Annotated in this window: 26 protein-coding genes and 2 tRNA genes; 16 read left to right on the top strand and 12 right to left on the bottom strand. The window is 67.3% G+C overall.

Going from position 1 to position 26,923, the window contains the following annotated elements; genetic code table 11:
- Positions 1 to 149 precede the first annotated feature (149 nt).
- From M0R89_RS18120 to M0R89_RS18110, 3 genes are read left to right on the top strand one after another with little or no spacing between them, the layout of a single operon-like run.
- Complete coding sequence (locus M0R89_RS18120) at positions 150 to 470, top strand: HalOD1 output domain-containing protein (protein WP_248650479.1); 321 nt, start codon at positions 150 to 152, stop codon at positions 468 to 470.
- Positions 471 to 483: 13 nt separating this feature from the next.
- Positions 484 to 1,380 carry a DUF7504 family protein gene (locus tag M0R89_RS18115; protein ID WP_248650478.1) on the top strand — a complete coding sequence of 299 codons (897 nt, stop codon included), beginning with the start codon at positions 484 to 486 and terminating at the stop codon, positions 1,378 to 1,380.
- A 56-nt stretch (positions 1,381 to 1,436) separates the two neighbouring features.
- A complete protein-coding gene (locus M0R89_RS18110; protein WP_248650477.1) occupies positions 1,437 to 2,069 on the top strand; it encodes a uracil-DNA glycosylase in 633 nt (210 codons plus the stop codon).
- A 34-nt stretch (positions 2,070 to 2,103) separates the two neighbouring features.
- Here M0R89_RS18110 and M0R89_RS18105 read toward each other — a convergent pair whose 3' ends face one another.
- Positions 2,104 to 2,307 (bottom strand): hypothetical protein, encoded by a 204-nt coding sequence (locus tag M0R89_RS18105; RefSeq protein WP_248650476.1) that lies wholly within the window; start codon positions 2,305 to 2,307, stop codon positions 2,104 to 2,106.
- A gap of 161 nt (positions 2,308 to 2,468) precedes the next feature.
- Here M0R89_RS18105 and M0R89_RS18100 point away from each other — a divergent pair, with 161 nt between their 5' ends.
- A complete protein-coding gene (locus M0R89_RS18100) occupies positions 2,469 to 3,230 on the top strand; it encodes a TIGR04282 family arsenosugar biosynthesis glycosyltransferase (RefSeq protein WP_248650475.1) in 762 nt (253 codons plus the stop codon).
- Positions 3,231 to 3,258: 28 nt separating this feature from the next.
- A tRNA-Ser gene (locus tag M0R89_RS18095) sits at positions 3,259 to 3,341 on the top strand.
- A gap of 218 nt (positions 3,342 to 3,559) precedes the next feature.
- On the opposite strand, the gene citE is transcribed toward M0R89_RS18095, so the two are convergent.
- Genes citE through glmS form a run of 5 tightly spaced genes read right to left on the bottom strand, consistent with a single transcriptional unit; the run spans position 3,560 to position 8,875 of the window.
- Positions 3,560 to 4,591, bottom strand: coding sequence for an L-malyl-CoA/beta-methylmalyl-CoA lyase (gene citE, locus M0R89_RS18090; RefSeq protein ID WP_248650474.1), 1,032 nt, complete (start codon positions 4,589 to 4,591; stop codon positions 3,560 to 3,562).
- Between the two features lie 35 nt (positions 4,592 to 4,626).
- Positions 4,627 to 5,700 carry a 2-methylfumaryl-CoA hydratase gene (mch, locus tag M0R89_RS18085; protein ID WP_248650473.1) on the bottom strand — a complete coding sequence of 358 codons (1,074 nt, stop codon included), beginning with the start codon at positions 5,698 to 5,700 and terminating at the stop codon, positions 4,627 to 4,629.
- Positions 5,693 to 6,982, bottom strand: coding sequence for a methylaspartate ammonia-lyase (locus M0R89_RS18080; RefSeq protein WP_248650472.1), 1,290 nt, complete (start codon positions 6,980 to 6,982; stop codon positions 5,693 to 5,695). The genes mch and M0R89_RS18080 overlap by 8 nt, the downstream gene beginning before the upstream one ends.
- Positions 6,979 to 8,412: a methylaspartate mutase subunit E gene (locus M0R89_RS18075; RefSeq protein WP_248650471.1), complete on the bottom strand. Its 1,434-nt coding sequence runs from the start codon at positions 8,410 to 8,412 to the stop codon at positions 6,979 to 6,981. Before M0R89_RS18075 ends, M0R89_RS18080 begins: the two co-directional genes overlap by 4 nt.
- Before the next feature lie 22 nt (positions 8,413 to 8,434).
- Positions 8,435 to 8,875 (bottom strand): methylaspartate mutase subunit S, encoded by a 441-nt coding sequence (gene glmS, locus M0R89_RS18070; protein WP_248650470.1) that lies wholly within the window; start codon positions 8,873 to 8,875, stop codon positions 8,435 to 8,437.
- 150 nt (positions 8,876 to 9,025) lie between these two features.
- Between glmS and mct the strand changes: the two genes are divergently transcribed.
- Both mct and M0R89_RS18060 read left to right on the top strand, forming a co-directional pair.
- Positions 9,026 to 10,207 carry a succinyl-CoA:mesaconate CoA-transferase gene (gene mct / locus M0R89_RS18065; RefSeq protein ID WP_248650469.1) on the top strand — a complete coding sequence of 394 codons (1,182 nt, stop codon included), beginning with the start codon at positions 9,026 to 9,028 and terminating at the stop codon, positions 10,205 to 10,207.
- Between the two features lie 134 nt (positions 10,208 to 10,341).
- Entirely contained in the window at positions 10,342 to 10,662 is a 321-nt protein-coding gene (locus tag M0R89_RS18060) for a DUF5785 family protein (RefSeq protein WP_248650468.1), read from the top strand.
- Positions 10,663 to 10,683: 21 nt separating this feature from the next.
- Here M0R89_RS18060 and udk read toward each other — a convergent pair whose 3' ends face one another.
- A complete protein-coding gene (gene udk, locus M0R89_RS18055) occupies positions 10,684 to 11,496 on the bottom strand; it encodes a uridine kinase (protein WP_248650467.1) in 813 nt (270 codons plus the stop codon).
- 311 nt (positions 11,497 to 11,807) lie between these two features.
- The gene (locus M0R89_RS18050; protein WP_135825806.1) at positions 11,808 to 12,002 is read right to left on the bottom strand and encodes a cold-shock protein; all 195 of its coding nucleotides are present in this window, start codon (positions 12,000 to 12,002) and stop codon (positions 11,808 to 11,810) included.
- A gap of 292 nt (positions 12,003 to 12,294) precedes the next feature.
- Here M0R89_RS18050 and M0R89_RS18045 point away from each other — a divergent pair, with 292 nt between their 5' ends.
- The 6 genes from M0R89_RS18045 to M0R89_RS18020 all read left to right on the top strand — a co-directional run bounded on the left by M0R89_RS18045 (position 12,295) and on the right by M0R89_RS18020 (position 19,482).
- Positions 12,295 to 13,053: a GTP cyclohydrolase IIa gene (locus tag M0R89_RS18045; RefSeq protein ID WP_248650466.1), complete on the top strand. Its 759-nt coding sequence runs from the start codon at positions 12,295 to 12,297 to the stop codon at positions 13,051 to 13,053.
- A 271-nt stretch (positions 13,054 to 13,324) separates the two neighbouring features.
- Positions 13,325 to 13,954 (top strand): CBS domain-containing protein, encoded by a 630-nt coding sequence (locus M0R89_RS18040; RefSeq protein ID WP_248650465.1) that lies wholly within the window; start codon positions 13,325 to 13,327, stop codon positions 13,952 to 13,954.
- 353 nt (positions 13,955 to 14,307) lie between these two features.
- Positions 14,308 to 15,753, top strand: coding sequence for a branched-chain amino acid ABC transporter permease (locus M0R89_RS18035; RefSeq protein WP_248650464.1), 1,446 nt, complete (start codon positions 14,308 to 14,310; stop codon positions 15,751 to 15,753).
- 1 nt (position 15,754) lies between these two features.
- Positions 15,755 to 17,728 (top strand): branched-chain amino acid ABC transporter permease, encoded by a 1,974-nt coding sequence (locus tag M0R89_RS18030; protein WP_248650463.1) that lies wholly within the window; start codon positions 15,755 to 15,757, stop codon positions 17,726 to 17,728.
- The gene (locus M0R89_RS18025) at positions 17,725 to 18,729 is read left to right on the top strand and encodes an ATP-binding cassette domain-containing protein (RefSeq protein WP_248650462.1); all 1,005 of its coding nucleotides are present in this window, start codon (positions 17,725 to 17,727) and stop codon (positions 18,727 to 18,729) included. Before M0R89_RS18030 ends, M0R89_RS18025 begins: the two co-directional genes overlap by 4 nt.
- A 3-nt stretch (positions 18,730 to 18,732) precedes the next feature.
- The gene (locus M0R89_RS18020; RefSeq protein WP_248650461.1) at positions 18,733 to 19,482 is read left to right on the top strand and encodes an ABC transporter ATP-binding protein; all 750 of its coding nucleotides are present in this window, start codon (positions 18,733 to 18,735) and stop codon (positions 19,480 to 19,482) included.
- Between the two features lie 278 nt (positions 19,483 to 19,760).
- Here M0R89_RS18020 and M0R89_RS18015 read toward each other — a convergent pair whose 3' ends face one another.
- Positions 19,761 to 21,128 (bottom strand): ABC transporter substrate-binding protein, encoded by a 1,368-nt coding sequence (locus M0R89_RS18015; RefSeq protein ID WP_248650460.1) that lies wholly within the window; start codon positions 21,126 to 21,128, stop codon positions 19,761 to 19,763.
- A gap of 166 nt (positions 21,129 to 21,294) precedes the next feature.
- Entirely contained in the window at positions 21,295 to 22,575 is a 1,281-nt protein-coding gene (locus M0R89_RS18010; RefSeq protein WP_248650459.1) for an ABC transporter substrate-binding protein, read from the bottom strand.
- 173 nt (positions 22,576 to 22,748) lie between these two features.
- On the opposite strand from M0R89_RS18010, the gene M0R89_RS18005 reads away from it, so the two are divergent.
- The 3 genes from M0R89_RS18005 to M0R89_RS17995 all read left to right on the top strand — a co-directional run bounded on the left by M0R89_RS18005 (position 22,749) and on the right by M0R89_RS17995 (position 24,599).
- Complete coding sequence (locus tag M0R89_RS18005) at positions 22,749 to 23,948, top strand: phosphoglycerate kinase (protein ID WP_248650458.1); 1,200 nt, start codon at positions 22,749 to 22,751, stop codon at positions 23,946 to 23,948.
- Positions 23,949 to 24,506 (top strand): GNAT family N-acetyltransferase, encoded by a 558-nt coding sequence (locus M0R89_RS18000; RefSeq protein ID WP_248650457.1) that lies wholly within the window; start codon positions 23,949 to 23,951, stop codon positions 24,504 to 24,506.
- Positions 24,507 to 24,525: 19 nt separating this feature from the next.
- A tRNA-Thr gene (locus tag M0R89_RS17995) sits at positions 24,526 to 24,599 on the top strand.
- 98 nt (positions 24,600 to 24,697) lie between these two features.
- On the opposite strand, the gene M0R89_RS17990 is transcribed toward M0R89_RS17995, so the two are convergent.
- Together M0R89_RS17990 and M0R89_RS17985 are read right to left on the bottom strand one after the other, a co-directional pair.
- Entirely contained in the window at positions 24,698 to 25,051 is a 354-nt protein-coding gene (locus tag M0R89_RS17990) for a DUF7344 domain-containing protein (protein WP_248650456.1), read from the bottom strand.
- 400 nt (positions 25,052 to 25,451) lie between these two features.
- Positions 25,452 to 26,777, bottom strand: coding sequence for an outer membrane protein assembly factor BamB family protein (locus tag M0R89_RS17985; protein WP_248650455.1), 1,326 nt, complete (start codon positions 26,775 to 26,777; stop codon positions 25,452 to 25,454).
- Positions 26,778 to 26,923: the final 146 nt, after the last annotated feature.

The raw sequence follows: 26,923 nt of genomic DNA, 5'->3' as shown, positions 1-26,923 counted from the left end.
CCGGCACCGACAGAGACGTCGCGACCGACCTCGGAATCAGTTCCGTCACTCGGCTCACCGTTTCGAAGTCGCCACCGATAAACGCCATAAATTTATTATTCCTTCAAACTGAAAAAGAAGTGGAGTCGGGAAACGTGTCCAAAAGTAACATGGGAAATGATATCGACGATAACCCGGGCCTGACCGAAGCGCCCGACCGTTCCGGCGTCTACCGCGCGACGTACGACCCGGACGGTCCGGCGATGCTGAGCGACGTCGTCATCGAAGCGATAGCCGAAGTCGCGGACGTCGACCCGACGACGACGGTCATCCCGGTCGCCGACAGAATCGACCCGGACGCACTCGACTCGCTGTTCGTCGACAGCGAGGGCGAGGCCCAGGCTACCTTCCGCGTCTGCGGCCTCGAAGTCCTCGTGCGGAGCGACGGACGCGTCCGAATCGTAGACGAACCGGTATCGGACGACGAGTGAGGAGGTGAGTGGTGTGCAAGATACGAGACTCGTCCGGACGTGCGTAGACGGCGACCCGCATACACTGGTCCAGCGCCGGACGAGCGACGAGAACTCGCGATTCGACGTACTGTTCGACCTCCTGACCGAGACGCCCACCGAGACGGTCGCGGTGACCTACCGACAGTCCGAGCGCTTCCTCCACGAGTGGCGCGACCGGGTTGACCGTCCGCCCCGGAACGTCGGCGTCGTCAGCGTCGGCGAACAGATGCGCTCCTCGGCCGCCACGTCCGCGCCGCTGTCTGCCGACCGGACGCCGCTCCGGGGCGTGGCGGACCCGACCGACACCGACGAACTGCGCGACGCCGTGACGGGGTATATCGACGCGTGGCCCGACGAGGGCCGAACCGTCGTCTACTTCGACTCGCTGACCGACCTTCTCGGCCACCTCGACGCCGCGTCGGCCGCCGCGTTTCTCCCCGAGTTCCTCCGCGCCCTCGACGCCCGCGACGCGGTCGGCTACTTCTGCCTGCGACCCGCGGCCCACGACCGACGCGTCGTCCGCCAGGTGGCCTCGCTGTTCGACACGGTCGTCGAGACCGTCGAGGCCCAGACTGCCGGGGTCGCCCGCCCTTCGGTCGACGACTGCTTCGAGGCCGTCGCCGACCCCCGTCGCCGCTGGGTCCTCGACGCGGTCGCGGACGGCGACCCGATTTCCGTTCCGGACCTCGCCGACCGGGTCGCCGCCCGGAGTTCGGTGGCCTACGAGCGGGCCGCCACCTCCCTCCGCCACGTCCACCTGCCGAAACTCGCCGAGTTCGGGATGGTCGCCCACGACCGGGAACGCGACCGAGTCGCGCCGGGCGACCGCTTCGAGCGGGTCGAACCGTACCTCCGGAAGGCGCTCGGCACCGACGACGACCGGTACTGAGAGGCCGCCGGGTCGCTCCGACCGGTTTTTACCGCGCGCGCCCCTCGATTCCGACGATGGACGCGAACCAGCAGACTCGCTCGAACCCGTTCGGGATGGACGCCGACTGCGAGAACTGCCCGGAACTCTGTGCGACCCGCGAGCGGGTCGTCCACGGGTACGGCGACGTGGGCGCGGACTTCCTGTTCGTCGGCGAGGCGCCCGGTCCGGGCGCCGACCGGACGGGCGTCCCCTTCACGGGCGACGAGCGCGGCGAGGCCCTCCAGCACGTCCTCGGTCTGCTCGGTCTCAACAACTCCCTGCCGAGCGCCGACGACCCCGAACTCGAAAACGCCTTTCTGACCTACCTCGCGCGGTGTCGGGACCCCGACCGGTCGCCGACCGACGACGAGATTCGGACCTGCGAGCCCTACCTCAACGCCGAGATTCGCATGATAAACCCCGAAATCCTCGTGCCGGTCGGCCAGCGCGCGCTGACCGAAATCGCGACCGAGTACACCACGACCCCCGCCGAGGAGTTCGACGCGAGCGCGGACCACGCGACGACGATTCGGGGCCGGGGCTTCGAAATCGTCCCGATGACCGACCCGCTCGACCAGACCGACGCCGAACGCGAGGCGTTCCTCGACCACTTCTCGTCGCTGATGGACCGGGACTACCGCCAGACGAAGGGTCGGCGGGGTCGCTGAGAGACGAGGCGGGCGCGAGTCCCGGTCTCGGCCCTCACTCCCAGTAGGGGTTCGACAGCCAGCGGTTCGGCGACGTGCCGGCCTTGCTCGCCGCGACGACCGCGACGAGTAGCAGGGCGACGACCGCGAGCGCCGCGACGCTTCCGAGGACCTCCTGGACCAGTCCGACCAGCGCGCCGACCGCGACGAACGCGACCAACGCGACCGACAGCGCCGCGAGTGGCTTCCACCAGTTCATACGCGAGGGGAGGGTCGCCGCCGACAAAAAACGGGGCTTTTCGCCGTCGGTGGGCGTCACCCGACTCGCCGGTGTTACCTCGGCTGCGGCCGAGGCGACGAACCGACTTCGCCGGAGCGGGAATGACGACTTTCAAGGCCGCGGCCCACCGAGAGTGAGGTATGACTGTCATCGCCGTCTTCGCGGACCCGCCGCGGCCGGGGCTGGTACTGCCGGAACTCGCCGAGTCGTCGCCGCTCTCGGAGGAGGAGGCGGCCGACCTCTACGCCGCGATGCTGAAAGACACCGTCCGAGCGGCCGAGCGGAGCGGCGGCGAACTCCTCGTCAACTACCGCGACGAGGAGTCCGCCGACGCGAGCGACCGGAGCGCCGAGGCGGAGGTCCGGGCGCTCGTCACCGACGCTCTCTCGGACCACGACGAGGCCCGGTTCGAGGTGCAGGTCGGGTCGACGTTCGCCGCCCGCGCGGGCAACACCGTCTCGCACCTGCTCGGCGAGGAAGACGCCCAGTCGGCCGCGGTCGTCCCCGGCACCGCGCCGATGCTCACCCGGAAGGAAATCGACAGCGCCGCGATGAAACTCCGGCGCAACGAGGTGGTCCTCGGGCCGAGCGAGCGCGGCCGGGTCCACTTCGCCGGCTTCACCGACACCATCGACTTCGAGGGCGCCTACGCTTCGCCCGCGGTCGAGACGCTGACCGACCGCGCGGTCGATGCAGGCCACGAGGTCGGGTTCCTCCCGACCGAGACCCGGGTGGCGACGGGGACCGACCTCCTCTCGCTCGTGCCCGAACTCAACGCCCGCGCCGCGGCCGGACGCATCGTTCCGGAACACACCGCGACCCTGCTCCGCGAGTGGGGCCTGCGGGTCGCGGACGGCGACGCCGGCCCCGAGTTGGTTCGAACGCAGACCGACAGTTCTTAGACGGACGAGTCGGTAGCTTGGACCGCGCGGTGGGATGGCAGAGCGGCCTATTGCGCCTGCCTTGAAAGCAGGTGGCGTCATGCCTCTTGGGTTCAAATCCCAATCCCACCGTCCTTCTGACGGGAGCGATACCGCGAGCAGTGCATCTGCTCGCCAGTCCGCGAGCGCTTTCGGCGTACGGTGGGATTTGAAGTAGACGAGTCGCACGCCCGGAACGGCGCGAAGCGCCGCACGCCCGGACCGTCTCGGCGTAGTTCAAATCCCAATCCCACCGTCCTTCTGACGGGAGCGATACCGCGAGCAGTGCATCTGCTCGCGGCTCTCGCGCTTCACCCGACCGCGAGCGCGCGCTCCAGCAGGTCGGCGTCGTAGCACTCCCGGGTCTGGGACTCGCGGGCGTCGTGGACCGCCCGGACCGTCTCGACCGTGTTCTCGAAGTTCTTCAGGGTCGCCTCGTCCACCATCTGGCCGTCGATGGAGACCGCGCCGGTCCCCTCGTCTTTCGCCTCCGTGAATGCCTCTATCTTCCGAACCGCCTCGCGGAGTTCGGCGTCGGTGGGCAGGTGGATGCGGTTGGCCTGCTCGGTCTGGTTCGGGTGGAGCGACCAACTGCCGTCGAGTCCGACGCGGGCCTCGCGCTCGACGTGCGCGGCGTACTCGTCGCCGTTGTAGAACGTCACGCCCGCGCGCTCCCGGAACAGTTTGTCGAAGGGACCGCCGATTGCCAGCAGGTCGTTCGCGCTGGCCTCGTTCGACATCGCCTCGTAGAGGCCGGGCCAGTTCGGCCCGCCCTCCGGGCCGCCGACGTCCCGACCGCCGAGTTCCGCGGCGTAGTCCACCGGGCCGAAGACGAGCGCCGAGAGCCGCGAGTCGCGGCCGAACTGCGCGATTTCCCGGAGGTCCGACCGAGCGCGCGCGGTCTCGACGATTATCGCCATCTCGATTTCGCGGCCCGACTCCTGCACCGCGGCTTCGACCGCGGCCTCGGCCGCCTTCACGTCGTCGAGTCGGCCGACCTTCGGCACGACCACGCCGTCGAGGTGGTCGCCGACCGACGCCGCGAGCGTCGCTATCTGGTCGCGGCCGCGTTCGCGGGTCGCCTCGTCGTCGTAGCCCCACTCGACGCGGGGCCAGATTTCGCCCGCGAAGTCGGGCGCGTACTCCGGCAGGAGGTCCCGGACGTTCGCCAGCGCCTCGTCCTTGAGGTCGGGCGCGGTGCCGTCTTCGAGGTCGGGAACCAGCCAGTCGGGCGCCTGCCAGCCCTCGGCCGCGAGGCCGGAGACGAGGTACTTCGCGCTGTCGTCGCGGGGGACGCCAGCGGGCGCGGTCTGGAACGTTCGGCAGAGTCGGGTGTTCGTCATGGATTGGGTGTGGTTTCGGGTGTGCGTTTTAGTCGTCAGGCTCGCTTCCGGACGAGTGCGGTTCGCGTCCCGGAGTAGACCGGTTCGTCGCGCTGGTTGAACGCGACGTGTTCGAAAGTGACCTCGCCCGCGTTCCGCGCGTCGCCGTCGTTCGCGTCGAGGACGTGCGTGAAGCCGTAAACCGTGTCGCCGACGGTCACGAAGTCGTGGAATCGCTCGTCGTCGCAGGACACCTCACGTAGGGTCTGCTCGTCCGAGCGCGCGTGGCCGAGCGCGATGGAACGGGTCACGTCGCCGTACGCGACGATTTCGCCCGACGGCGAGTCGGCCATCGCGTCGGCGTTGTGGTGTTGCTTCGCGGTGTTGAGCGTCGCCAGCGGGAGCTGGGCCACCGTCGTGTCGTCGATGGTCCGGCCCCGCTCGTGGCGGTAGGCGACCGCGGCGTCCCGGCCGTCGGCCCGGGCGAGCGCCTCCCGGAAGTCCTCGAAGTGGCCGCCTTCGGGCGCGAGCAGTTCGTCGGGGAGGTCCGCGTCGGCGCGTTCCGCCTCCTCGTCCTCGGAGTCCCCCGCGTTCGCCCCCTCGCCGTCGGCCGCGATTGGCTCCCGGCGGGGAATCATGTTCGTCCGGGTGTACGACAGGAGCGGGTCGCCGGTCGCGGCGTCGTATCCCGTGGTCTCCCACGTCACGATGCCGTAAGCCGGCCGGGAACTCGACTCGGCCTTGCTCTCGACCACCGACTCCACGCGGAGTTCGGTCCCCGGCGCGACCCCCGGACGGTGGTACCGGAGGTCGTCGCGCCCGAGGAAGTAGCCGCCCTTCTCGCTCAGGTCCCCGACGCTCGCGCCCATCACGCAGGCCAGCAGGTAGTCGGGGTGGACCGGCACCGCGTCGTAGCCCCGGGCCTCGGCGACCGAGGGCCGCCAGTACGTCGGGTCGTAGTTGAGCGTCTGTCCCGCCCAGAGTTCCGACCCGCGGCGCGAGAGGACGAGACCGGGGTCGTGTTCGACGGTCTCGCCCTCGGCGAAGTCCTCGAAGCAGTTGCCCTTCTCCTTGGTCTCGGCGCGCTCGAGCGCCGCCGCGAACGCGTCGGGGTCGGTCCAGTCAGTCATCCGCGACCGCCTCCCCGTTCGCCACCGGCGCGCGCCAGTCGCCGCGGCGCGCGAGCGCTCGCCGCATCTCGTTCTCCACTATCATGTACCCCTCGTCGAAGCCCATGCCGGGCTTGGCGAGGACCTGCGCGGCGTCGGTGGCGAGCGCGACGTGTGCGCAGGCCCGCGCCGACTCGGCGGTCTCGTTGCAGGTCCCGCCGAGGTACGCGCGGGTGTCGGTCCCCTCGCAGTACCGGACCGCCTCGCCGCTCCGGTGGACGCCGCCGAGGTCGGGCGTCTTGACCTGCACCACGTCGGCCGCGCCCGCGTCCACGAACGCCGTCACGTCGTCGAAGGTGTTGCACCACTCGTCGGCGACGAGGTCCACGCCGACGCCGGCGTCCGCGAGGGCGTCGCGGAGTTCGGCCATCGCGTAAATCTGCTCCTCGCGGCCGCCCTCGTCCATCGGTCCCTCGACCTGGAGCGGGTAGGGGTCGGCCGCCGCTCGGAGGTCGGCGAAGTAGTCGGCGACCTCCGGCCGGTCGTACGGGGCCTCGAAAATCTCGCCGAGGACGCCGTACACGTCCACGTGGAACCGGGGCGAGTAGTCCGCGCCCGCCGGCCCGAGTTCGGCGGTCCGGTCCGCGAGCCAATCGAGGTACTCGACCAGTCGCTCGCCCGACTCGCCGACCTTCTCGACGCTGTTGAACAGGCCGTGCGGGAGGACGGGCACGCCCTTCAGCAGCATCTTCTCGGCGTTGTCGCGGCGGGCGTCGCCCGACTGGCCGAAGACGGGGACCGGTCGGTCGGCCGGGTCGGTCCCGAGCGCGTCGGCCAGCACGTCCGTCTTCGTCGCGCGGCGCGCCTTCGCGGCGGCGTCGAGGAGCGCCTGCGAGACGCCGTACCGGATGGCCGTGTGGAGTGGGTCGCCCGACGCCGTCCGGATTTCTTCGGTGAGCGCGGCGTTCTCGGCGAACCGCTCGGCGGGCCGACCGACAAGCGCGTCGGCGACCGGTCCCTCCACGACCGGGAGGAACTCCGCGGCCCGGAAGAGGGGGTCCCGGCCGCCCGCGCCGGAGTACTGGACGGCGGCGCAGTCGCCGGTCGCCACGGTGCCGTCGCCGAGTTCGAGCAGGACGCTGATGGCCTCGCCCGCCTGCCGGACGCGGTCGAACCCGGGCGTGACGGGGTCGCCTCGATAGGCGGCGCCGTCGCGTTCGGCCCCGCGTTTGATGGCGCGCTGGTCGTCGAAGAAGAACCCCGACGCGCCGGGCACCGCTCGGACGGTCTCTATCGTCGTCACGCGCCCTCACCTCCCGGCCGGCCGATGAGTCGCCCGTCGCTGATGGCGTCCACGTCGTCGGCGACCATCTGGAACGACCGGTCGCGGTTCTCGGCGCGCGCCCGGCGGTCGAGTCGGTCGGTGTGAACGTCCTTGAGGTCCGGGTCGAGCGCGAGGTCGCCGAACTGGAGTATGCGGACCCGACCGTCGTCGTCGCGGGCCGGGAGCACCGCGCTCTCCGCGCTGTCGCTCGGCGCGAACGGCACGTCGAGTTTTCCCGTGTCGAAGGCTTCGACGACGCCTCGGGCCACGTCTTCGTCGCCGAGTTCGAGGACGGTGTCCATCAGCGACCGGGTGGACTTCTCGATGAACTCGCGCTCGCGCTCGACGCCGTCGAGGGTTATCTCCTGTTCTCGCATCATGTCGATGAGCTGTCTGGTGGTCCGCAGACCCGCGGCGTTGGCCTCCTTGGTCGGCACGCCGCCGAACTCCTGCGGGGACTTGGTGATGACCTTGTCGGGTTCCGCGATGGCCGCGGTGGCCGCGCCGAGCGCGATGACGCCGTTGGCGCGGGCCTCGTCCGGCGGGAACCCGCCCATCCACTCGTGGAAGACGGTGGTGACGGCCACCTCGTCCGGGAGGTACTCCTCGCCGAGTCCGCGGAGCGCCCGGAGCGCCGCGATGTCTTGGACGAGATTGCCGACCTGTCCGTAGCCGAGCGTGACGCTCCGGACGCCCTGCGTGGCGGCGAGCATCCCCTCGACCAGCATCACCGCGATGGCGATGCTCGGCGGGACCAGCGTCCCCGTGAGCGGCCCGAACGGTTCTCGGTTTATCGTGACGCCGCGCTCGGTGTAGGCTCCGGCGAGGCGGTCGACGTACTGCCAGTGTTCGATGGTCTCGGCGAGGTCGTGCTCCTTCGTGTAGGGGATGTTGTACGAGATGGGACCGCCCTCGAAGCTCTGGAACCCGCCGGCGAACGTGACGGCCGCGAGCAGTCTGGCGTCGGGCGTGCCGTGGCGGACCTCGATGGGCGCGTCGAGCGCCTCGATTAGCTCCCGACAGCCCTCGACGCCGTGGTTGACCGCGGGGAAGCCGTTGAGAGTGTCCTCGCCGCTCTCGCGGGCCTCTTCGAGGCCCTGCTGGGCTTTCTCGTACTCGTTGTCTCGCGTGTACGAGTCGATGGTCGTCGGGAGCAGGTCGGCCCGCCCCGCCTCTTCGAGGTGGCCCAGAAGCTCGATCTGGTCGTCGAGTCGCGGGACCCCCGCCCGGGGTTGGAGAAGCGGGCGGTCGGCGTCTTCGAGGACCCGGGCGAACCGTTTGCTCGCCGGCAGCGAGTCGTGGTACTCGACCGCCTCCTCGAAGTCGAGGTCGTCGACCGACCAGTCCGCCCGTATCTCTTGGCCGATGCGCGAGAGGTCTCTTCCGGAGAGTCGCGTGTCGCGTAACATTGAGTGAATCGAGAGGGGTAACTCAGCTCGTGAGTCTGGCTCGTTCGGCTTCGGACTCCGCGATGTTCATGTCGGCCTTGAGCGCGGCGATGGCTTCCTCGGGACCGGTCTCGGAGTCGAAGACCCGGTCGAAGCCCATCTCCCGGAACCGCTCGCTGGTCCGGTCGAAGTCGTCCTGCCCGACCGCGAGGTTGCCGCCGATGTAGGTGACGAGGTCGAGGTCCGCGTCCGCGATGGCCTCGTGGAACCCGCGGCAGTCCTGCTCGGCGTGTCCGTAGAGAGAGGAGACGAGTACGGCGTCACCCTCGTGTGCTTCGGCCGCGGTGATGAACTCCTGCTGGCTGGACTGGACGCCGAGGTTGACGACCTCGAAACCGGCCGTCGAGAGCGCCTGTTCGAGTATCGTGATGCCGACGGCGTGCGCGTCGGACCCGATGACGCCGAGGATGACTGTAGCAGACATCACCTACAACTTCCATGAACAATACTTAAAGATAATCATTGTTCATGATTAAACCCCTTTAAGGTCATTTGAGGGTGTCCATGTCCCTTTCAGACAAATGTAATCATCTATTGCGAAGATTTTTGTCGCGGGTCGGCGAGGGGTGAAACGATGCAAGCGCTCGACGACGTGCGCGTACTCGACCTCACGCAGGTTCTAGCGGGACCGTACTGTACCATGCTCCTCTCGGATTTGGGCGCCGACGTGGTAAAAATCGAGCGTCCCGGCGGCGACCTCATACGACCGAATCCTCCCTTCGTCGGCGACGACGGGGGCGACCGGGAGGCCTACGGCGGGTACTTCCAGAGCGTCAACCGCGGCAAGCGGAGCCTCGAACTCGACCTGAACGACGAGGCCGACCGCGAGGACTTCCTCGAACTGGTCGAGGAGGCCGACGTGGTCGCGGAGAACTTCCAAGCGGGGACGATGGAGCGGTTCGCCCTCGAATACGAGACCCTGCGCGAGCGCAACCCCGAACTCGTCTACGCCTCCATCCGTGGGTTCGGCGACCCGCGCACGGGCGAGACCGACCGACAGGGCCAACCCTCGTTCGACCTCGTCGCGCAGGCGCTCGGCGGCGTGATGGAGATTACGGGACCGGAGGACGGCCCGCCGACCAAGGTGGGGCCGGGCATCGGCGACCTGTTCACCGCGACGCTGAACGCGGTGGGCATCCTCGCGGCGCTTCACCACCGCGACCGGACCGGCGAGGGCCAGTACGTCGACACCGCGATGTACGACGCCATGATTTCGATGTGCGAGCGGACGGTCTACCAGCACTCCTACACCGGCGAGGTCCCGACTCGCCGGGGGAACTCCCACCCCACGCTGTTCCCGTACAACGCCTTCGAGACCGCGGACGGCCACGTCGTCGTGGCCGCGTTCGGGGACAACCACTGGAACGCCCTCTGCGAGGCGATGGACCGGCCGGACCTCGCGGCCGACTACCCGACCGCGGCCGACCGCCTCGACGACCGCGAGTCGCTCCGCGAGGAGATAGCCGAGTGGACCGCCGGCAGGACCGCCGAGGAACTGTGCGACGCGCTCGAAGGGTCGGTCCCGTGCGCGCCCGTGCAGGACGTCGCCGACGTTTTCGAGGACCCTCACGTCCGGGCCCGCGACATGCTGGTCGAGGTCGAACAGCCGGGGGCCGACGAGGACGTGACCGTCGCGGGGTCGCCCATCAAACTGAGCGAGACGCCGCCCGACCCGGGCGAGTGCGCGCCCCTGCTCGACGAACACCGCGAGGAACTGCTCGGCGAGCGAACGAGTCCGGCCGACGCCGACGACTGACCTCCCGAAGCTAACGCGGCGGTTCCGTCGTCCGCCGTCGGGGCCGTTCCGGTTCGATTACCGCGTCACCGTCCGCGTCTCGGACGCTCCGACGAACGGTAAACTCTTTTTACGGCCCGTCCCACGTTCCGGGTATGGACTGGCCGCACGACCCCGACGGCGAAGAAGGGAGCGAAGGCGGACGCAAGTACGGCATGGCGATTCTCGCCAAGAAACTCGACGAGGAGGAGGACTTCCCGCTCTCGAAGCGGGAGTTCGTCGAGGAACACGCCGACGAACCGGTTCGCATCAACTACCAGCGCGTCGTCAGCGTCGCGGACATCTTCGAACACGTCGAGGGCGAGGAGTTCGACTCGATTCTGGACTTCCACAAGGCCGTCGGCGCGGGGATGCGCCGGGGCGGCTTCTGGGACTACCACCCGCGCGGCGAGAACCCCGAGAAGAAGAGCGCCTGAATCGGATTTTCGTCGTTCGAGCTACTTCTCGTTCTCGTCGTTCCACTTCTCCGGGTCCTCGTCGTCCGGCCCCGCCCGCCGGTCGCCCTCGCGGGTTCCGCGTTCGGCGTCGGCCGCGCCCGGTTCCGCGTCGGTCGCGCCCGCGCTGGTGACCGCGAGGCGTTCGGCGTCCTCGCGCTCGACGCCCTCCTCGCTCAGGGTCCAGACCGACCCCGAGTCGGTGTAGGTCTCGGCGCGGACCTTCTCCTCCAGCAGGTTCACCGCGACGGCGTTCGCTCCCTCGGGGATGATGAGGTCGGCGCGCTTCTTCGTCGGCGCGACGAACTGTTCGTGCATCGGTTTGACCGTCGAGAGGTACTGGTCGATGACGCCCTCTAAGTCGCGGCCGCGGTCCACCACGTCGCGTTCGATGCGCCGGAGGATGCGCACGTCGGCGTCGGTCTCGACGTAGACCCGGATGTCGAGCATCTCGTTCAGTTCCTCGTCGTAGAGCGCGAAGATGCCCTCCAGCACGATGACGTCTGTCGGTTCGACCGTGACGGTCTCCGTCTTGCGGTTGTGAATCTCGAAGTCGTACTGGGGCATCTCGATGGTCTGGCCCGAGAGCAGGGCGTCCATATGTTCGCGCAGGAGGTCCCACTCGAACGCCGAGGGGTGGTCGTAATTGACCTCCGTGCGCTCCTCGAAGTCCATGTGACTCAGGTCCTTGTAGTAGTTGTCCATCGGAATCCGCGTGACGGCGTCCTCGACCTCCTCGGTAATCTCGCGGGCGACCGTCGTCTTTCCGGCCCCGGTTCCCCCCGCGATACCCACGACGAACGACGGAATGGTCATTGGTGAGGTGCAGGGCAGACTGTGGTTTGAATCCCTCGGATTCGGATTTCCGCTCTCTCCGCGGGCGGTGTCCCGCCGCGCGGGAGGACGGTTTCGGGACGTTGTCGGCCGTCCCACAATCGCTGTCGCTGGTCGCGTAACAACGCCTGCTCGTGACGAGTCGCGGGTAATCCCGCACGGGATTTCGACTCCGGCGTCAGCAGTACCTGCTCACGTATCTACGAGTCGTCCCGGAATAGCCAGCGCTACTCGCGTGCGGTTCCAGAGAAAATCACGAGTCGTACCGCCGTCAAGCGGACAACTGCGCTAATTTAAAGTCGCGTAAGATTCGTCGCGCGCGGACCCTTGTCCGCTTGCTCGATCTCGAACTCTACCTCAGTGCCTTCCTCGAGGTCGGGGCCGCCGATATCTTCCATGTGGAAGAAAACGTCCTCGTCCGCGTCCTCAGTGTCGATGAAGCCGTAGCCGCCTGTGTCGTTGAAGAAGTCAACGGTTCCTTCTGCCATAGCAAATTAACGAATGTCCGCCGCACGGATAAGTATTGTGAGATACGTCTACGAAACGCCCCGAAATGTGGACGAGTATTTTCCGATTCCCGACTTCTATCGTCGGAGTCCGACCGTACAGTCACTTCGACTCCGTATCGAGTCGGGTTTCGGTTCTCTCAGTGATATTCTGTCCGTATCGACAATCGAACGGGTCGGGTTTCGTCTCCCGCGCCGATTCCGTTCTCAGTTCTGGAAACGCTACCACAATTAGGATAACTTATAAGCCACCGTCACAAACCAACGCCCAACAGTGACGAACGCGCAGGTCACCCTAATTCAGATCGACAACTACGGACCGTGGACCGTGACGCCAGAACCGCGCCGGGAAGTGGACCTCCAGACCCTCCAGTCCCGACTCTACGCCGACCTCGCGCAACTGGTCGGCAACCGCGAGGGGTACGTCTTCTTCACCCGGTTCGACAACATGATAGCGGTCACGAACGGGATGGACGAGGCCGACCACGCGCTGGTGCAGGAGTCGGTCGCCAACCGCTACCCCGTGACCGTCAGTTTCGGCGTCGGCGTGGACCCGAGTCCGGTCGAGGCGCTCTCCGCGGCGACCGAACACATTCAGGACGCCGGGAGCGCGCAGGCGGCCGACCGGACCGAAATCCTCCGGGGCGCGACGCTCGACCCCGACGAGCGCACGGACGACGACGTGCAGATCGCGCACTTCGACGTGAACGACGCCACCGGGAAGTACACCGACCAGTTGAACGCCTTCGACTCGTTCATCCACATCGAACAGGGTTACGCCGAACTGATGCGGTACTTCCGGCGCGCCCACGAGGGCCTCTCCTTTTTCGTCGGCGGGGACAACGTCATCGCGCTCTCCCCCGACCTCGACGCGGCGGCCTACGAGGACGCCATTCGGCACGTCGAGGAGACCGTCGAAGTCGAACTCAAGGTCGGCGTCGGACAGGCCGCCAACGCTCAGACCGCCGGGATGGCCGCCAAGCACGCGCTCGAAGACTGCCGCGACGACGGCGACCGCGTCGTCATCGACTGACACGCGGTCGGGTCGGTGCGGTCGATACGGCCGTTTCGGTCGTTTTTGGTCGATACCGTTTTTCGACGCTCGCGTATCCGAACGAACACCCCGAATCGAACTCCGTCGCCGGCCTCGTCGAGCAATGACGGGGTAACTTCGCTCCCGCCGGCGGTTCGCCGTCCGACCGCCAATCTCGTCGTGTCCGAAGAGACAACTTCTAACGTTGGTTTCTTACGGGCATAAAGTTGCCGGGGATACCTTTTAGAGAATCTGTGCCAATCTTTCGCACATGGAAGGCGAAGTGACTGTCCGGGACGTGATGACCCGAGAATACGTCGGCGTCAGCGAATCGGACACGGTTCTCGGAGCGGTCAGACTCATGGACGAGGAGGGAACCGGTTGTGTGGTCGTCCTCCGCGGGAGCGACCCGGTGGGCATCATGACCGAGTCGGACGTACTCTCGCTGGTCGCCGAGGAGGGCGCTCCGGCCGAGACCGAGGTGTCGTCGGTGATGTCCGAACCGGTCGTCTCGGTGGACGCCGAGCGCGAACTGTCGGACGCCGCCGGCACGATGTCTCGCGAGGACATCCGGCGACTCCTCGTCACCGACGGCGACGAACTCGTCGGCGTCCTCTCGGAGCGCGACGTCATCTCGGCGTCGGCGTCGCTGTCGGCCGTCCCGTCGTTCCACGGCGACTCGCCCGCCGAGGTCAGTGGCCGCGGACCGATGAGCGACGACCGCGTGGGCGGCGAACCGATGACCGGCGACCGGCCCGCGGAACCGACCGGGACCGTCGGCGAGAACGGCGACCGCCGCGAGTACTCCGACCGGAGCATCTGCGAGACCTGCGGAACGCTGAGCCGAGAACTCGCGAACGTCAACGGCCAACTCATCTGCGCCGACTGCCGCGAAGTGTAACCGGTCGGGTCGGCCGGGCGACTCCCAATCGGGAACCGAGATGTCCCGGTAGTCGGAGACCGGAACGCTCCGGCAATCGCGGACCGGGAGACTGTCCGCTCTCGTTCGGACGCTTGCCGCGACCGTGCTGCTCGGACGTGGACCGTGGCCCGGCGGTCCTAGCGCAGGCGGCAGTCCCGGACCCAGATAGTCGTTCTGGACGTCGATAGACGCTCTACGCTTGGACCACCGTCTCGAGCGCAGGCCATCCGCTTCTTCGAGGGGTGTGAAAAAGCGCAAGACACAAATAGGTCGGGCTTGCGAGATACGTCATATGGTAGGTTGTGACAAGCAGACATGCGAGGTGGTTTCACATGCCACCTAGTACCGGGTTGGCCAACGCGATTACGACCGGATTAGTCACCGGGAGCATCGTCGCGCTGGGTGCTATCGGACTGGCGCTGGTGTACAACATCGCCGAAGTCCCGAACTTCGCGCACGGCGAACTCCTCATGCTCGGGGCGTACATGGCGCTGTTCGTCAACAAACCGACGACCGTGCCGGTCTTCGAGATGCTGACCGACGCGGCGGCCCGCGAACTCACCGGCGTCGGGATGGCCGTCCTCTTCGTCCTCGCCGCCGGGTCGGCGCTGGCCACGGTGTACTTACTCGGCGGTCTCCCCGCGCTGAAGGGGTCGTGGTGGCCCGGCGACCCCAGTCCGGCGCTCGCACTCGGCGTCCACGCGGCCGTCGCGGCGGTGCTGGGCGTCGTCGTCACGCTCGGATTCCCCTCGATCTGGGCCGGACTGTTGCTCTCGGCGCTGATGCTCGCGTGGATAGCACCGTTCCTCGAGAAGGTAATCTTCCAGAAGTTCCGCGCGAAGGACGCCTCGCTGGCGACGATGCTCATCGTCACGCTGGGTCTCTCCTTCGTGCTTCGGTTCGGTACGCAGGCGTTCTACGGCGGACAGGTCCGGACCTACGTCGTCCCGCAGGTCGGCACGGTGTTCGGCTACGACATCGGCCTGTCGGCCGCGAAGTTCTTCGACTTCTACGTCACCGGTAGCGGTTTCACGATGCACGTCATCGACACCGGGCCGGAACCCGACCAAGCGATGTTCACCGCGACCTACTCGTGGCTCGCGTTCGTCGCGTTGGTCGGCCTGACGCTGGTCGTCGCGGCCGCGGCCTACCGCTGGCGGAGCGGCGGCGCGGAGGGCTACGGCGCGGGCCACACCGTCGGACCGAGACTCACCGCGGCGCTCGGGGGAATCGTGACGTTCGTCGCGCTCCTGTTCGCGCTGGCGGGCGGCGGGTCGGTTCCCGACTCGTCGGCGTTCGCGACCCGCATCCGCATCTCGGTCATGCGGGCCTCGGTCCTGTTCATCGCGCTCGGGATGATGGGATTCCTGCACTTCCTGCTTCAGGAGACCAAACTCGGGAAGGCGATGCGGGCCTCCAGCGACAACATCGACCTCGCGAAGATTACGGGCATCAACACCGACCGCGTGATGATGGCGACGTGGATAATCGCCGGGGCGTTCGCCGCGGTCGGCGGCGTGATGCTCGGAGTGCTGTTCAGCCAGCTGACGGTCAACATGGGATTCTTCCTGTTGCTCCCGATGTTCGCCGGGGTCATCCTCGGCGGCCTCCAGTCGGTGTACGGTGCGATTCTCGGGAGCTACATCGTCGGACTGTCGATGGACGTGGGCATCTACGCGATTCCGAACATCGGGTCGACCTACCGCATCCCCATCGCGTTCGCCATCCTGTTCGTCGTCCTGCTGGTCAAACCGGAAGGCATCACGGGAGGAAGCTAACATGGCACTGTCATCCAGCCTCGTCTCGCTCGGCATCATCGTGGGCATCTACGCGATACTCGCCCTCGGACTGAACATCAAGTTCGGCTACACCGGCCTGCTCGACATCGGACACGTGGCGTTCTATCTGGTCGGTGCGTACGTCACCGCGTTGCTGGTCTTACCGCCCGCCAGCGAACAGCAGTTCACCACGTACATTCTGGGGTGGAACTGGCCGTGGCTCCCGGCCATCGCGGTCGGGACGCTGGTCGCCGGACTGCTCGGGATGCTGGTCGCGCTCCCGGCGATACGTCTCCGGGAGGACTACCTCGCCATCGCGGTGCTGGGCATCTCGGTCATCCTGAAGCGCGTCGTCCAGTCGGAGGGCTGGCTGGCGAACGGTCCCGGGTCGCTCCGGGGGTTCAGCCAGCCGTTCCGCGACCACTTCCCGCTCCCGGCCGACACGCTTCAGGCGGCCGCGCTCCTCGGATTCGTCGTCCTCGTCCTCTGGACGGTGGCGACCTACCTGCTCGCGCAGGTCGGCACCGAGCGCGACTCGGAACTCGCGGCCGAGGGCGTCGAAGCCAAGGCCGACGGCGGCGAGCGTGCCGACGGGTCGCCCGCCTCGTCGGGACCGCGTTCCGACGGCGGCGTCGCCGCGGGCCGGACGATATCGGGCACGCCGGGCGTCGGCGGGTGGGTCGTGGACGGCCTGCTCGCGCTGACGACGCTCGGGGTCGGCTACGTCGCCGCCCGCCGCTCGCGCACGGAGACCGGCGCGTCCGAACAGCGACTCCTGCTCGGCGGCGGCGCGCTCTTCGGTCTGGCGGCCGGAGGCGTCGCGTGGCAGGCCTTCGAGTGGTGGACGCTCCTCGGCGTGAACCTCGACTGGCTGTTCGGCGTCGTGGTCTTCGCGGCCGTCACAGCGGGGTTCTACGGTGCGAACCGCCGCTACGCGCCGGCGGCCGGTGCCGTCACCGCGGCGGTCGCCTTCGGGGCCGCGCTGGTCGCGGGCGACTCGCCGACGGTCGCGTTCGTCTTCCTCGCGGCGATTTCGCTGTTTACGTGGGTCTTCGGCGCGGTCGCGGTCGTCCGCCGGTACAGCGACCTCTCCGGGCGCGACTTCGGCGTCGCGCTCGCCCTCGCGGTCGTGTTCGTCGCGTGTTTCGTACCGCTCATCGTGTTGGGCGGCGGGTCGGGCGACGCGATGAGCAGCTTCGGCCTGTTCGTGACGATGGGGATGCTCGTCGCGTTCCTCTACGGCGTCTACTACCTCGGGTCGAACTGGAGTCGGTTCGGGTCGGGCGTCGAGTTCGTCCGCATCGTCGGGGTCGGCGCCATCTGGCTGTTCGTCATCCGGTACTTCGTGATGGCCAACATCGTTCCGTTCCAGCGCGCGGGCGCGGGCGCCGTCGTGGACAACACCGTCCAGAACCTGCTGTGGCTGTTGAAGTTTCAGGCCGGAACCGCGGCGTTCGACTACTCGCGGTTCCTGCTGGTGCTGACGCTGGCGTCGCTCGGGATGCTGTACTACCTCGCGGAGATAACGGTCGAGTCGCCGTTCGGCCGGGTGTTGAAGTCCATCCGCGAGGACGAGGACGTGGCGACGTCGCTCGGGAAGAACACCTTCGCCTACAAGGTCCAGAGCATGATGCTCGGGTCGGCGCTCGCCGGGTTCGCCGGCGGCCTGACCGCCATCTACTTCCAGAGTCTGGTCCACACGATGTTCGCGCCGCGGGTGACGTTCATCGCGTTCCTCGCGCTCATCATCGGCGGGACCGCCAACAACAAGGGGATGATTCTGGGTGCAACCATCTACTGGGCGTTCCAGAAGGCCACCGCCGACATCGCGGCGTTCTTCCCGACGGCGGCGCGCTCGTCGGTGCAGGCGCTCCGGTTGGCGTTCATCGGGGCGCTACTCATCGTCATCCTCTACTACCGCCCCGAAGGGCTGTGGGGCGAGCAACGAACCGTCGCTGAGGTGACCGAAGAATGAGCGAGACAGTCGAATCCGAACGCGAGACCCACGGAACCGGCGAATCGATACTGGAAGTCGAAGGCCTACGCAAGACGTTCGGCGGCATCACCGCCGTGGACGGCGCGACGTTCGAGGTCGAGGAGGGGACCGTCACCGGTCTCATCGGCCCGAACGGGGCCGGGAAGACGACGACGTTCAACCTCATCAGCGGGTTCTACGAACCCGACGGCGGCGAGGTCCGGTACCGCGGAACCGACCTGCAGGACATCATGCGGCCGAGCGACACCGAGCAGGGAATCTGGATGGGCGCGTCAGGGATGACCTTCGGCGGCGTCGGTCTCGCGACCGCCGCGGCCGCCGGGGTCTCGACGCTCGGACTCGGCGCCGCGGCGGTCGTCGGCGCGGGACTAGGTGCCGGCGTCTATCAGGCCGAGGAGAAGGTCAAGAACGACTACCTCGACGTGAAGCACCAGCGCCCGTTCCGGGTCTCGCAGGCGGGTCTGTCCCGGACGTTCCAGTTGACCCGCGAGCTACAGGGACTCACCGTGCTAGAGAACCTGATGCTCGCGCCCCAAGACCAGCGCGGCGAGCGCCTGACCAACGCGTGGTTCCGGCGCGGCGCGGTGGCCGAGGAGGAGAACGACGTGCGCGAGCGCGCGGTCGAGATGCTGGAGTTCCTCGAAATCGACCACCTCACCAACGAGTACGCTGGCAACCTCTCCGGCGGCCAGCGCAAACTGCTGGAACTGGGTCGGGTGCTGATGACCGACCCCGACCTCATCCTGCTGGACGAACCGGTCGCCGGGGTCAACCCCGCGCTGACCGAGAAGTTGCTGGAGCGAATCGAGAGTCTGCGCGAGCAGGGCTACACGTTCTGCATCGTCGAACACGACATGGAGGTCATCATGAACCTCTCGGACACCATCATCGTCATGGACCAAGGAAAGAAGCTGATGCAAGGCACGCCCGAGGAGGTACAGAACGACCAACGAGTTGTGGACGCCTACTTGGGGGGATAATCGATGGCACTCCTCGAAGCCCGCGACATCGTCTCGGGCTACGGCGACGCCCAGATTCTCCACGGCGTCTCGATGGACGTGAGCGACGACGAAATCGTCTGCATCATCGGCCCGAACGGCGCCGGGAAGTCCACGTTCATGAAGGCGGTGTTCGGTCTCATCGAGTGCTGGGACGGGTCGGTCACGTTCGACGGTGCGCCTATCACCGACCTCCGACCGGACGAAATCACCCGCGAGGGGATGTGCTACGTCCCGCAGGTGGACAACGTCTTCCCGAACCTCACCGTGCGCGAGAACTTGGAGATGGGCGCGTACATCCTCGACTCGATGCCCGAAGGCGCCCTGCAGGAGGTGTTCGACCGCTTCCCGATTCTGGAGGAGCGCCAGAACCAGAAGGCCGGCACCATGTCCGGCGGCCAACAGCAGATGCTCGCGATGGGTCGCGGCCTGATGGTGGACCCGGACCTGATGCTGGTCGACGAACCCTCGGCGGGCCTCGCGCCTGACCTCGTAGACGAGGTGTTCGAGAAGATAATCGAGATAAACGAGTCGGGGACGGCCATCCTGATGGTCGAGCAGAACGCCCGGAAGGCGCTCCGGAACTCCGACCGGGGGTACGTGCTGGAGATGGGCGAGAACCGGTTCGAGGACACCGGTGACGCCCTGCTCGACAACGACGAGGTCACGGAACTCTACCTCGGCGGCGGCGGCGGTGGCGGCGGCGATACCGGCGAGGCCGCGACCGACGACTAGCGACCCTCTTCTCGACCGCGGTTCCGGCGTTCCGCCTCGAAATCGGCGACACGTCCTCACCTTCGGATACGGCCCTGGCGGTATGGCTCAGCCCTCTCTCAGGTTAGTCGGACTGGCAGTCCCGGGATGGGCCCACTGACTCGTCCGGAACCGCGCGAAGCGTCCGGTCGGGGTTGGTCACCTCACCGGACGTAAAATTTCGCCTGCTGACCCGTCGCTCCCCTCGGCCGAGCGTCGAAAAATTTGACGTCGCGGGCCGACTGTCCGGCGTCGCGGCTTTATCCCTGCGTCGTCGTGGTAGTCGTACCGCCACCGACGCCCAGTTTCCCTTTGAAAAAGCTCCGGGGAATCGTCTCCAGCACCTTAGTCGACCCGTCGCCCTGCACCTGCAGGATGGCGAACTGGTTGAGCGGTTCGAGCGACTCGTTGAGGTTGACGGGACTCGACGCGCCCTGATAGTTGATGTCCTCGCCGTTCGAGAGCAAGTCCTTGGCCTTCTGGAACTCGCCGACAGTCACGACGTTGGCCTGCTGGCCACCGCCACCGCCGCCACCCCCGCCGGTGGTCGTGGCGGTCTGCTGGCTTGCACCTTCTTCGGGCCGCGAGACCGACCGGATGTTCTCGGCGATGGCGGTCCCCGACGCCTCTCCGGCGGCTTGGATGGCGAGTGCCTCCAAGAACAGGCAGTCGTAGGCGTGGGGCGCGAACAGCGTCCCGGCTTGGTCGCCCATCTTCTGCTCGAACGTGGTCCGGCCCGGCGTCTGCTCGGGGTCGGGCGACGCCAGATACATCCCCGACGTGATGTTGCTGAGGCTACTCAGGAACTCCGAGGAGTTCAGTCCCTCGCTGAGGACCCACTCGCCGCCGTAGCCGCCGTTGTTCCACTGGTTTAGGATGGTTCGACCGTTGCCGGGGTAGCCGATGAACCCGATGGCGTCGGGGTTGTTGCTGAACAACTGGTCGAGCGTCGAGGTGTAGTCGCTGGCCCGCTGGCTGTAACCGACCATCCCGACCGTCTCGCCTTGGAACTGCTCGCGGGCGCGCTCCGCCAGACCCTGCCCGTAGGGGTTGTCCACGAAGAGGAACGCCGCCTTGTCCGCGCCGATGTACTTGTCGTCGCTGAGGATGCGGCCCATCACGATGCCCTGCTGGGCGTCGTTCGGGGCGGTCCGGCCGAAGTACTTGACGTTGCTGCCCTCGGCGTAGCCGATTTCCGACAGCGCGGGTGACGTGCTGGCGTTGCTCATCTGCATCACTTGGTCGGCCGCGACGTTCTGAGCCAGCGGAACCGAGACTCCGCTGGACGCCGCCCCGACGAACCCGATGATGTTCTGCTCGTTGACCAGCGTGTTGTACTGCTGGATGGCCCGCGAGGGCTGGGTCTGGCTGTCGGTGTTCGTCATGTTTATCTGCCGACCCAGCGGCCCGCCGGCGTCGTTCACGTCCTGCACGGCGATGTTGACCGCCTTCTGCATCCCGCTTCCGTAGGCGCTCAGGTTCCCCGTGATGGGGAGAATCGACCCCATCTGGATGGGACCGCCCTGCCGGGCACCCGCCGAGGTTGACAGTCCGGTCAGCCCGGCCACCCCCGCGGCCGTCGCGCCCTTTAGATACACCCGTCGCGTCGTTCGATATTTCTCTGACATCTCCGACGTATCACACGACGCGATAGCAATAAACAATTGTGTATGATTCCCACGGTACGGCGGAATAGTTCAACCGGATCCGGTGAGCGACGAAGAATATCAGGACGTTCCTGCGATTTGTCCTCGAAAGAAAGCGCAAGCAGTCACCGCGATGGCGGCGAATTCGTTACAGTTTCCCCTCGAACCACGACCGTTTGATGGAGGTCAGTTGCTCGCGCTTACCTTGCTTGACCTGCATGATGGCGAATCGGTTGAGCGGTTCGAGCGACTTGTTCATGTCCACGGGACTCGACGCGCCCTGATAGTTGATGTCTTCGCCGTCGTCCAGCAGGTCCTTGGCCTTCTGGAACTGTCCGGCGTACACCTTCGTTCCCTCGCGCGAGACCGACCGGATGTTCTCGGCGATGGCTTTCCCGGTCGCTTCGCCTGCCTTGTGGATGGCGAGCGCTTGCAGGAACAGACCGTCGTAGGCGTGGGGTGCGAACAGCGTCCCGGCTTGGTCGCCCATCCCTTCCTCGAACGCGGACGCGCTCTTCTTCGCGGACTCGGGACTCGGCGAGGCGAGGTACATCCCGTCGGTGATGGATTTCAGGCTCTGGAAGAACCCCTTGTCGTTCAGGCCCTCGCTCAGGACCCACTCGCCGCCGTAACCGCCGTTGTCCCACTGCTTGAGGATGGTCTTCCCGTTGCCGGGGTAGCCCACGAACCCGATGGCGTCGGGGTCGTTCTCGAACAGTTTGTCGAGCGTCGAGGTGTAGTCGGTCGACTTCTTGTCGTAGGGGACCATCCCGACGGTTTCGCCGTCGAACGCGGCCTTCGCCTTGTCGGCCAGACCCTTGCCGTAGGAGTTGTTGACGTAGAGGAACGCCGCCTTGTCCGCGCCGATGTACTGGTCCTCGTTCATGATGCGGCCCATCACGAGACCCTGCTGGCCGTCGTTCGGGGCGGTCCGGCCGAAGTACTTCACGCTCTCGTCGTCGTTGTACCCGATTCCGGAGAGCGCCGGGGTCGTACTCGCGTGACTGACCTGCATCACGCCGTCGGAGGCGACGTTCTTGGCGAGAGGAACCGAGACCCCGCTGGACGCCGCCCCGACGAACCCGACGATGCCCTGCTCGTTGACCAGCGATTTGTACTTCTGAGAGGCTTTGCTCGGTTTCGTCTCGCTGTCCTTGTTCGTGACCTTCACCGTCCGACCGAGCGGTCCGCCCGCGTCGTTGATGTGCTTCTTCGCGAGATTCACCGCGTCCTGCATCCCTTGCCCGTAGGGACTCAGCGACCCCGTAATCGGCAGTATCGAGCCCATCTGGATGGGTTCGCCGCCCCCACCGCCGCTGCCGCCGCCGGAGATGCTTCCGATGCATCCCGAGAGACCCGTGAGTCCGGCCCCGGCGACCGCACCAGTCGTCTTCAGATACGCGCGCCGCGACTTCTCCATGCCTGTCATAGTCTACCAATACGTCTCAGACGGGGTATAAAAAAGTTTGCAAACTGTGGACCTAACTCACACCTTCGCGACTGCGAACCCAACGCCCCGCTCCGGAAAGTTCACTCGGAATCGAATTTTTATTTGTCAATCAGCCCGACACATATTTCCCTCCCGCTGTCGGACAGACGTACATGGCGATAGAGACCCTGGACGACCTCGCCGTCCAAGGGACAACGCTGGGAGTGCGTATCGACATCAACAGCCCCCTGACCGACGAGGGCGCGCTCGCCGACGACGCCCGCCTCCGCGCTCACGTCGAGACCCTCTCGGAACTGCTCGAACGCGACGGTCGGGTGGCCGTCCTCGCCCATCAGGGCCGTCCGGGCGGTGACGAGTTCAGGGACCTCCGCCCGCACGCCGACCGACTCGACGAACTGCTCGACGCGCCGGTGGGGTACGCCGACGGCACCTTCTCGGGGGAGGCCCGCCGCGCGGTCGAGAGTCTGGACGACGGCGAAGCGGTCGTGCTGGAGAACACCCGATTCTACAGCGAGGAGTACATGGAGTTTCCCGCCGACCGCGCCGGAGAGACCGAACTCGTGGACAAACTCGCGCCCGTCTTGGACGCCTACGTCAACGACGCCTTCGCCGCGGCCCACCGCTCGCAACCCTCCATCGTCGGCTTCCCGACCCGGATTCCGAGCTACGCAGGTCGGGTGATGGAGGCGGAACTCGACGTGCTGGGAGACATCGAGTCCACGCCCGAACCACGGACCTACGTCGTCGGCGGCGCGAAGGTCCCCGACTCGATGGCGGTCGCCGAGAGCGTCCTCGAACGCGGCCTCGCGGACACCGTGCTGACGACCGGCGTCGTCGCCAACGTGTTCCTGCTCGCCGACGGGACCGACCTCGGCGACGCCAGCGCCGACTTCGTCTACGAGCAGGGTTACTGGGACGAAATCGACCGCGCGGCCGACCTGCTCGCGGAGTACGGCGACCGAATCCGCCTCCCGGTGGACCTCGCCGTCGAACGCGACGGCGACCGTCACGAAATCGCCGTGGACGACCTGCCGCCGCGGGAGGGCGAGGCCGCGATGGACGTGGGGTCCGCGACCGTCTCGGCGTACGGCGAGGTCGTTCGCGACTCGGGCGCGGTCATCCTCAACGGCCCGGCGGGAGTCTTCGAGAACGAGACGTTCGCTCGGGGTACGCGCGACCTGTTCGAGACCGCCACGGACGCCGAGTACAGCGTCGTCGGCGGCGGCGACACCGCCGCGGCCATCCGACGGTTCGACATCGACGGCTTCGACCACGTCAGCACCGGCGGCGGCGCGGCGCTCAACATGCTGACCGGCGAGGACCTCCCGGCGGTCGAGGCGCTCAGAAACTGAATGGTCAGCATCGAGGTCGGCACGACGGCGGACGTCGACGCGGTGGCCGACCGATGGGTCGAACTCGCCGAGGGCCAGCGCGAGTTCGACTCCCGACTGCTCTCCGCGGAGAACCGCCAAGCGGTCCGGGAATCGGTGGCTCAACGCGCGGTCGCCGACGAACTCCTCGTCGCTCGCGCGGACGAGGCCGACCCGAAGGTGGACGCCGAAGACGCGGGCGAGGACGCCGGGAATGCGGAGGACGGTGACGGGACCGACGACGGCCGAATCGTCGGCTTCGTGACCTTCGGCATCGAGTCGAGTAGCTACGAGCAGGACGCGGTCCGCGGCATCGTCCAGAACATCTACGTCGTGCCGGACCGTCGCGGCGAGGGCATCGGGTCGGCCCTGCTCGCCGAGGCGGAGGCGGGTCTGGCCGACGCCGGCGCGGACGCCGTCTCGCTCGAAGTGATGGCTGACAACGCCGACGCCCGGCGGTTCTACCGCCGCCACGGCTACGCTCCCCACCGCGTCGAACTCGAAAAATCGGTCGAAAGCGATACGCTCACAAAGGAGTAGCCAGAAGGTGGCGATGCGCGCCAGGGGAGCTTGGGCGGTTCAAGCACCCGACTTGTAATCGGGAGTTCGTGGGTTCAAATCCCACCCCTGGCTTGGTAGTCGCGGGCCCTTTTCGGCCGGGACCGACACATCTATTGTGAGCGACGAGTCCAGTCCGCTCGTCTTTCCGACAAGAGGAGAGAACGCCGAGATTAGGCGTAGAACGCCAGCAACTGGTCGTCGAGGTCGGTGGTCGCTGTCGGCGCGACGTGGGACGACTCGTCGAGCCACGCCGCGAGGTCCGCCAACTCCTCGGTCGGGGTAATCGCCTCGCCGTCGTCGGTCACGACGCCCGCGTCGGCCAAGCGCGGCAAGTGGTTGTGGTGGAGCGCGATGCGCAACTGACGCCGGTTCGTCCGGTCGTCCTCGGCGGAGACGCCGACGCCGCGAGCGAGCAGTCGGGCCGTCAGTTTATCGCGGGGGACCGACCCCTCCTCGTCCAAGAGCGCGACGACGGCGCGTCGGTACTCGTTACTCAGCAGGTCGAACGCGGTTTCGAATTCCATGGGTGGCGGGGCACGCGGGGAGTCGCGTGCGCTATCCGACTCACTCTAAGCGAGGGTTAAGAATCCCACCGCCGGTTGCAGACGGTTCGCCGTCGCGGCGTCGCTCGACCGCGAACCGTCCCGCTTCACTTAAAGTGAAACGGTCCGGGAGTCTGACGCCGTTTTAATTATCGCACCGCACTCTACTCGGGTAGGCGGTGATAGACCGCCTCGATGTGTCGCGACTCGCGTGCCAGAGTCCGCATCGAAACCGCCGGAACTCCCCGGACGACTCCCGTATTCACTGAACCTGTGACGCGACCGGGTCCGCCGGGCGCACGCTCCCGCTCGGCGGACTGCGGAACTCGGTGTCAGGTCGAAGCGCAGCGGCCGGGACAGGGGGAAGACCCGCCGTTCGATTTTACGCCGACTCGTCTTCGTACGACAGCGCCGCGACCCGACCGTCGCCGTACATCACCAGAATCTCCGGCGCGGGGTCGTCGTCCACGTTCCCGAGCGTCGGGTTCGTCCAAATCGGCGTGTCGCGCTCGTACTCCGCCAGAATCTCGCCAGAATCGGGGTCGACTACCGTCACGCGCCCGCCGTTCGACGCCGCGACGAGTTCGGCCTCGCCGTCGTCGTTCAGGTCGCCGAGGACCGGCGGCGGCGTCATCTGGGCGTTGACCGTGGTCAGACTCGTCGACCACTCGACGGTCCCGTCGGTGGCGTCGACGGCCCGGAGGTTGCCGTCTCGGGCGGTCGCGTACACCTCGGCCGTGCCGTCGTCGTCGCCGTCGCCGACCGCGTTCACCGCGGCGTACGCGCCGAACGACCGCTGCCAGACCCGCGACCCGTCGCCGTCGAACAGCGAGACGTTGCCTCCGGACGTCGCGGTCACGAGTTCGGCGGGCGAGTCGCCGTCGGCCTGCCCGGTCGTGAACCACGTAACCGAGTCGCCCGCGCCGACCGAACGGTTCCACGCGAGCGTCCCGTCGCTGTCGAGCATCGCGAGGCGGCCGCTGCCGAGCGCGACCGCCAACTCCGGCGACCCGTCGCCGTCGAAGTCCTCTATGTGGGGCTGACCCCAGACGTAGTCGGCCGGGAGCTTGCGGGTCCAGACGGTCTCGCCGTTCGGCCGGACCACGAACACCGTCCCGTGAACGTCCACGACGACGACCTCCGGTCCCGCGTCGCCCGTGAAATCGGCCACCAGCGGCCGGGTGTAGCCGTACGCCGAGAGGTTGTGTTCGAAGGAGACCTCGCCGGTCGCCGGGTCGAACGCCGCGACGGTCCGTTCGGTCGAGGTCGCCAGCACCTCGCGGGTGCCGTCGCCGTCGAGGTCGGCGAGCGTCGGGTCGGCGATGGCGTGGATGGTGCAGTTCTCGGCGGGCACCTCGTAGGTCCACCGGGCCGCGCCCGAAGTGCCGTCGAGCGAAACCAACCCGCACCCTGCCGCGGCGCTCGACGCCGCGGTCCCGTGGTCGTGGTCGTGACCGTCGCCCGCGGCGCTCCCGGCCTCGCCGCTGATGGGTGCGAACACGAGCGACCGGTTGCCGACCCGTCCGCCGACCGCGACGTGGTGGTTTCCGGAGATGTTCCGGCCGGTGTCGCTAACCCAGTTCGCGGTCAGCGCGTCGGTCGACGCGTCGCCGGAGTCGCCGGTCTGCGTGGCGACGAACGCGCCCGCGCCGGCGAAGACAGCGAGAAAGACGACCGTCCCGACGGCGAGGAGTTTCGTTCGAGTCATGGTGTCGGTCGGCGGGCGACCATTGGTCGAAACTCGTCGCCCGACCGGGAAAAGCGTCTCTATTCGGCGTCGGTGCGGTCGGCGAATCCGAAACCGGTGTGGTCAGCAGTTTACGAGGCACGGTCGGCGGGCCCGCCGTCGGCACC

The sequence above is a fragment of the Halorussus limi genome (genome assembly GCF_023238205.1).
Lineage (GTDB): Archaea > Halobacteriota > Halobacteria > Halobacteriales > Haladaptataceae > Halorussus > Halorussus limi.
This window is presented reverse-complemented; position numbering and strand designations above follow the sequence as displayed.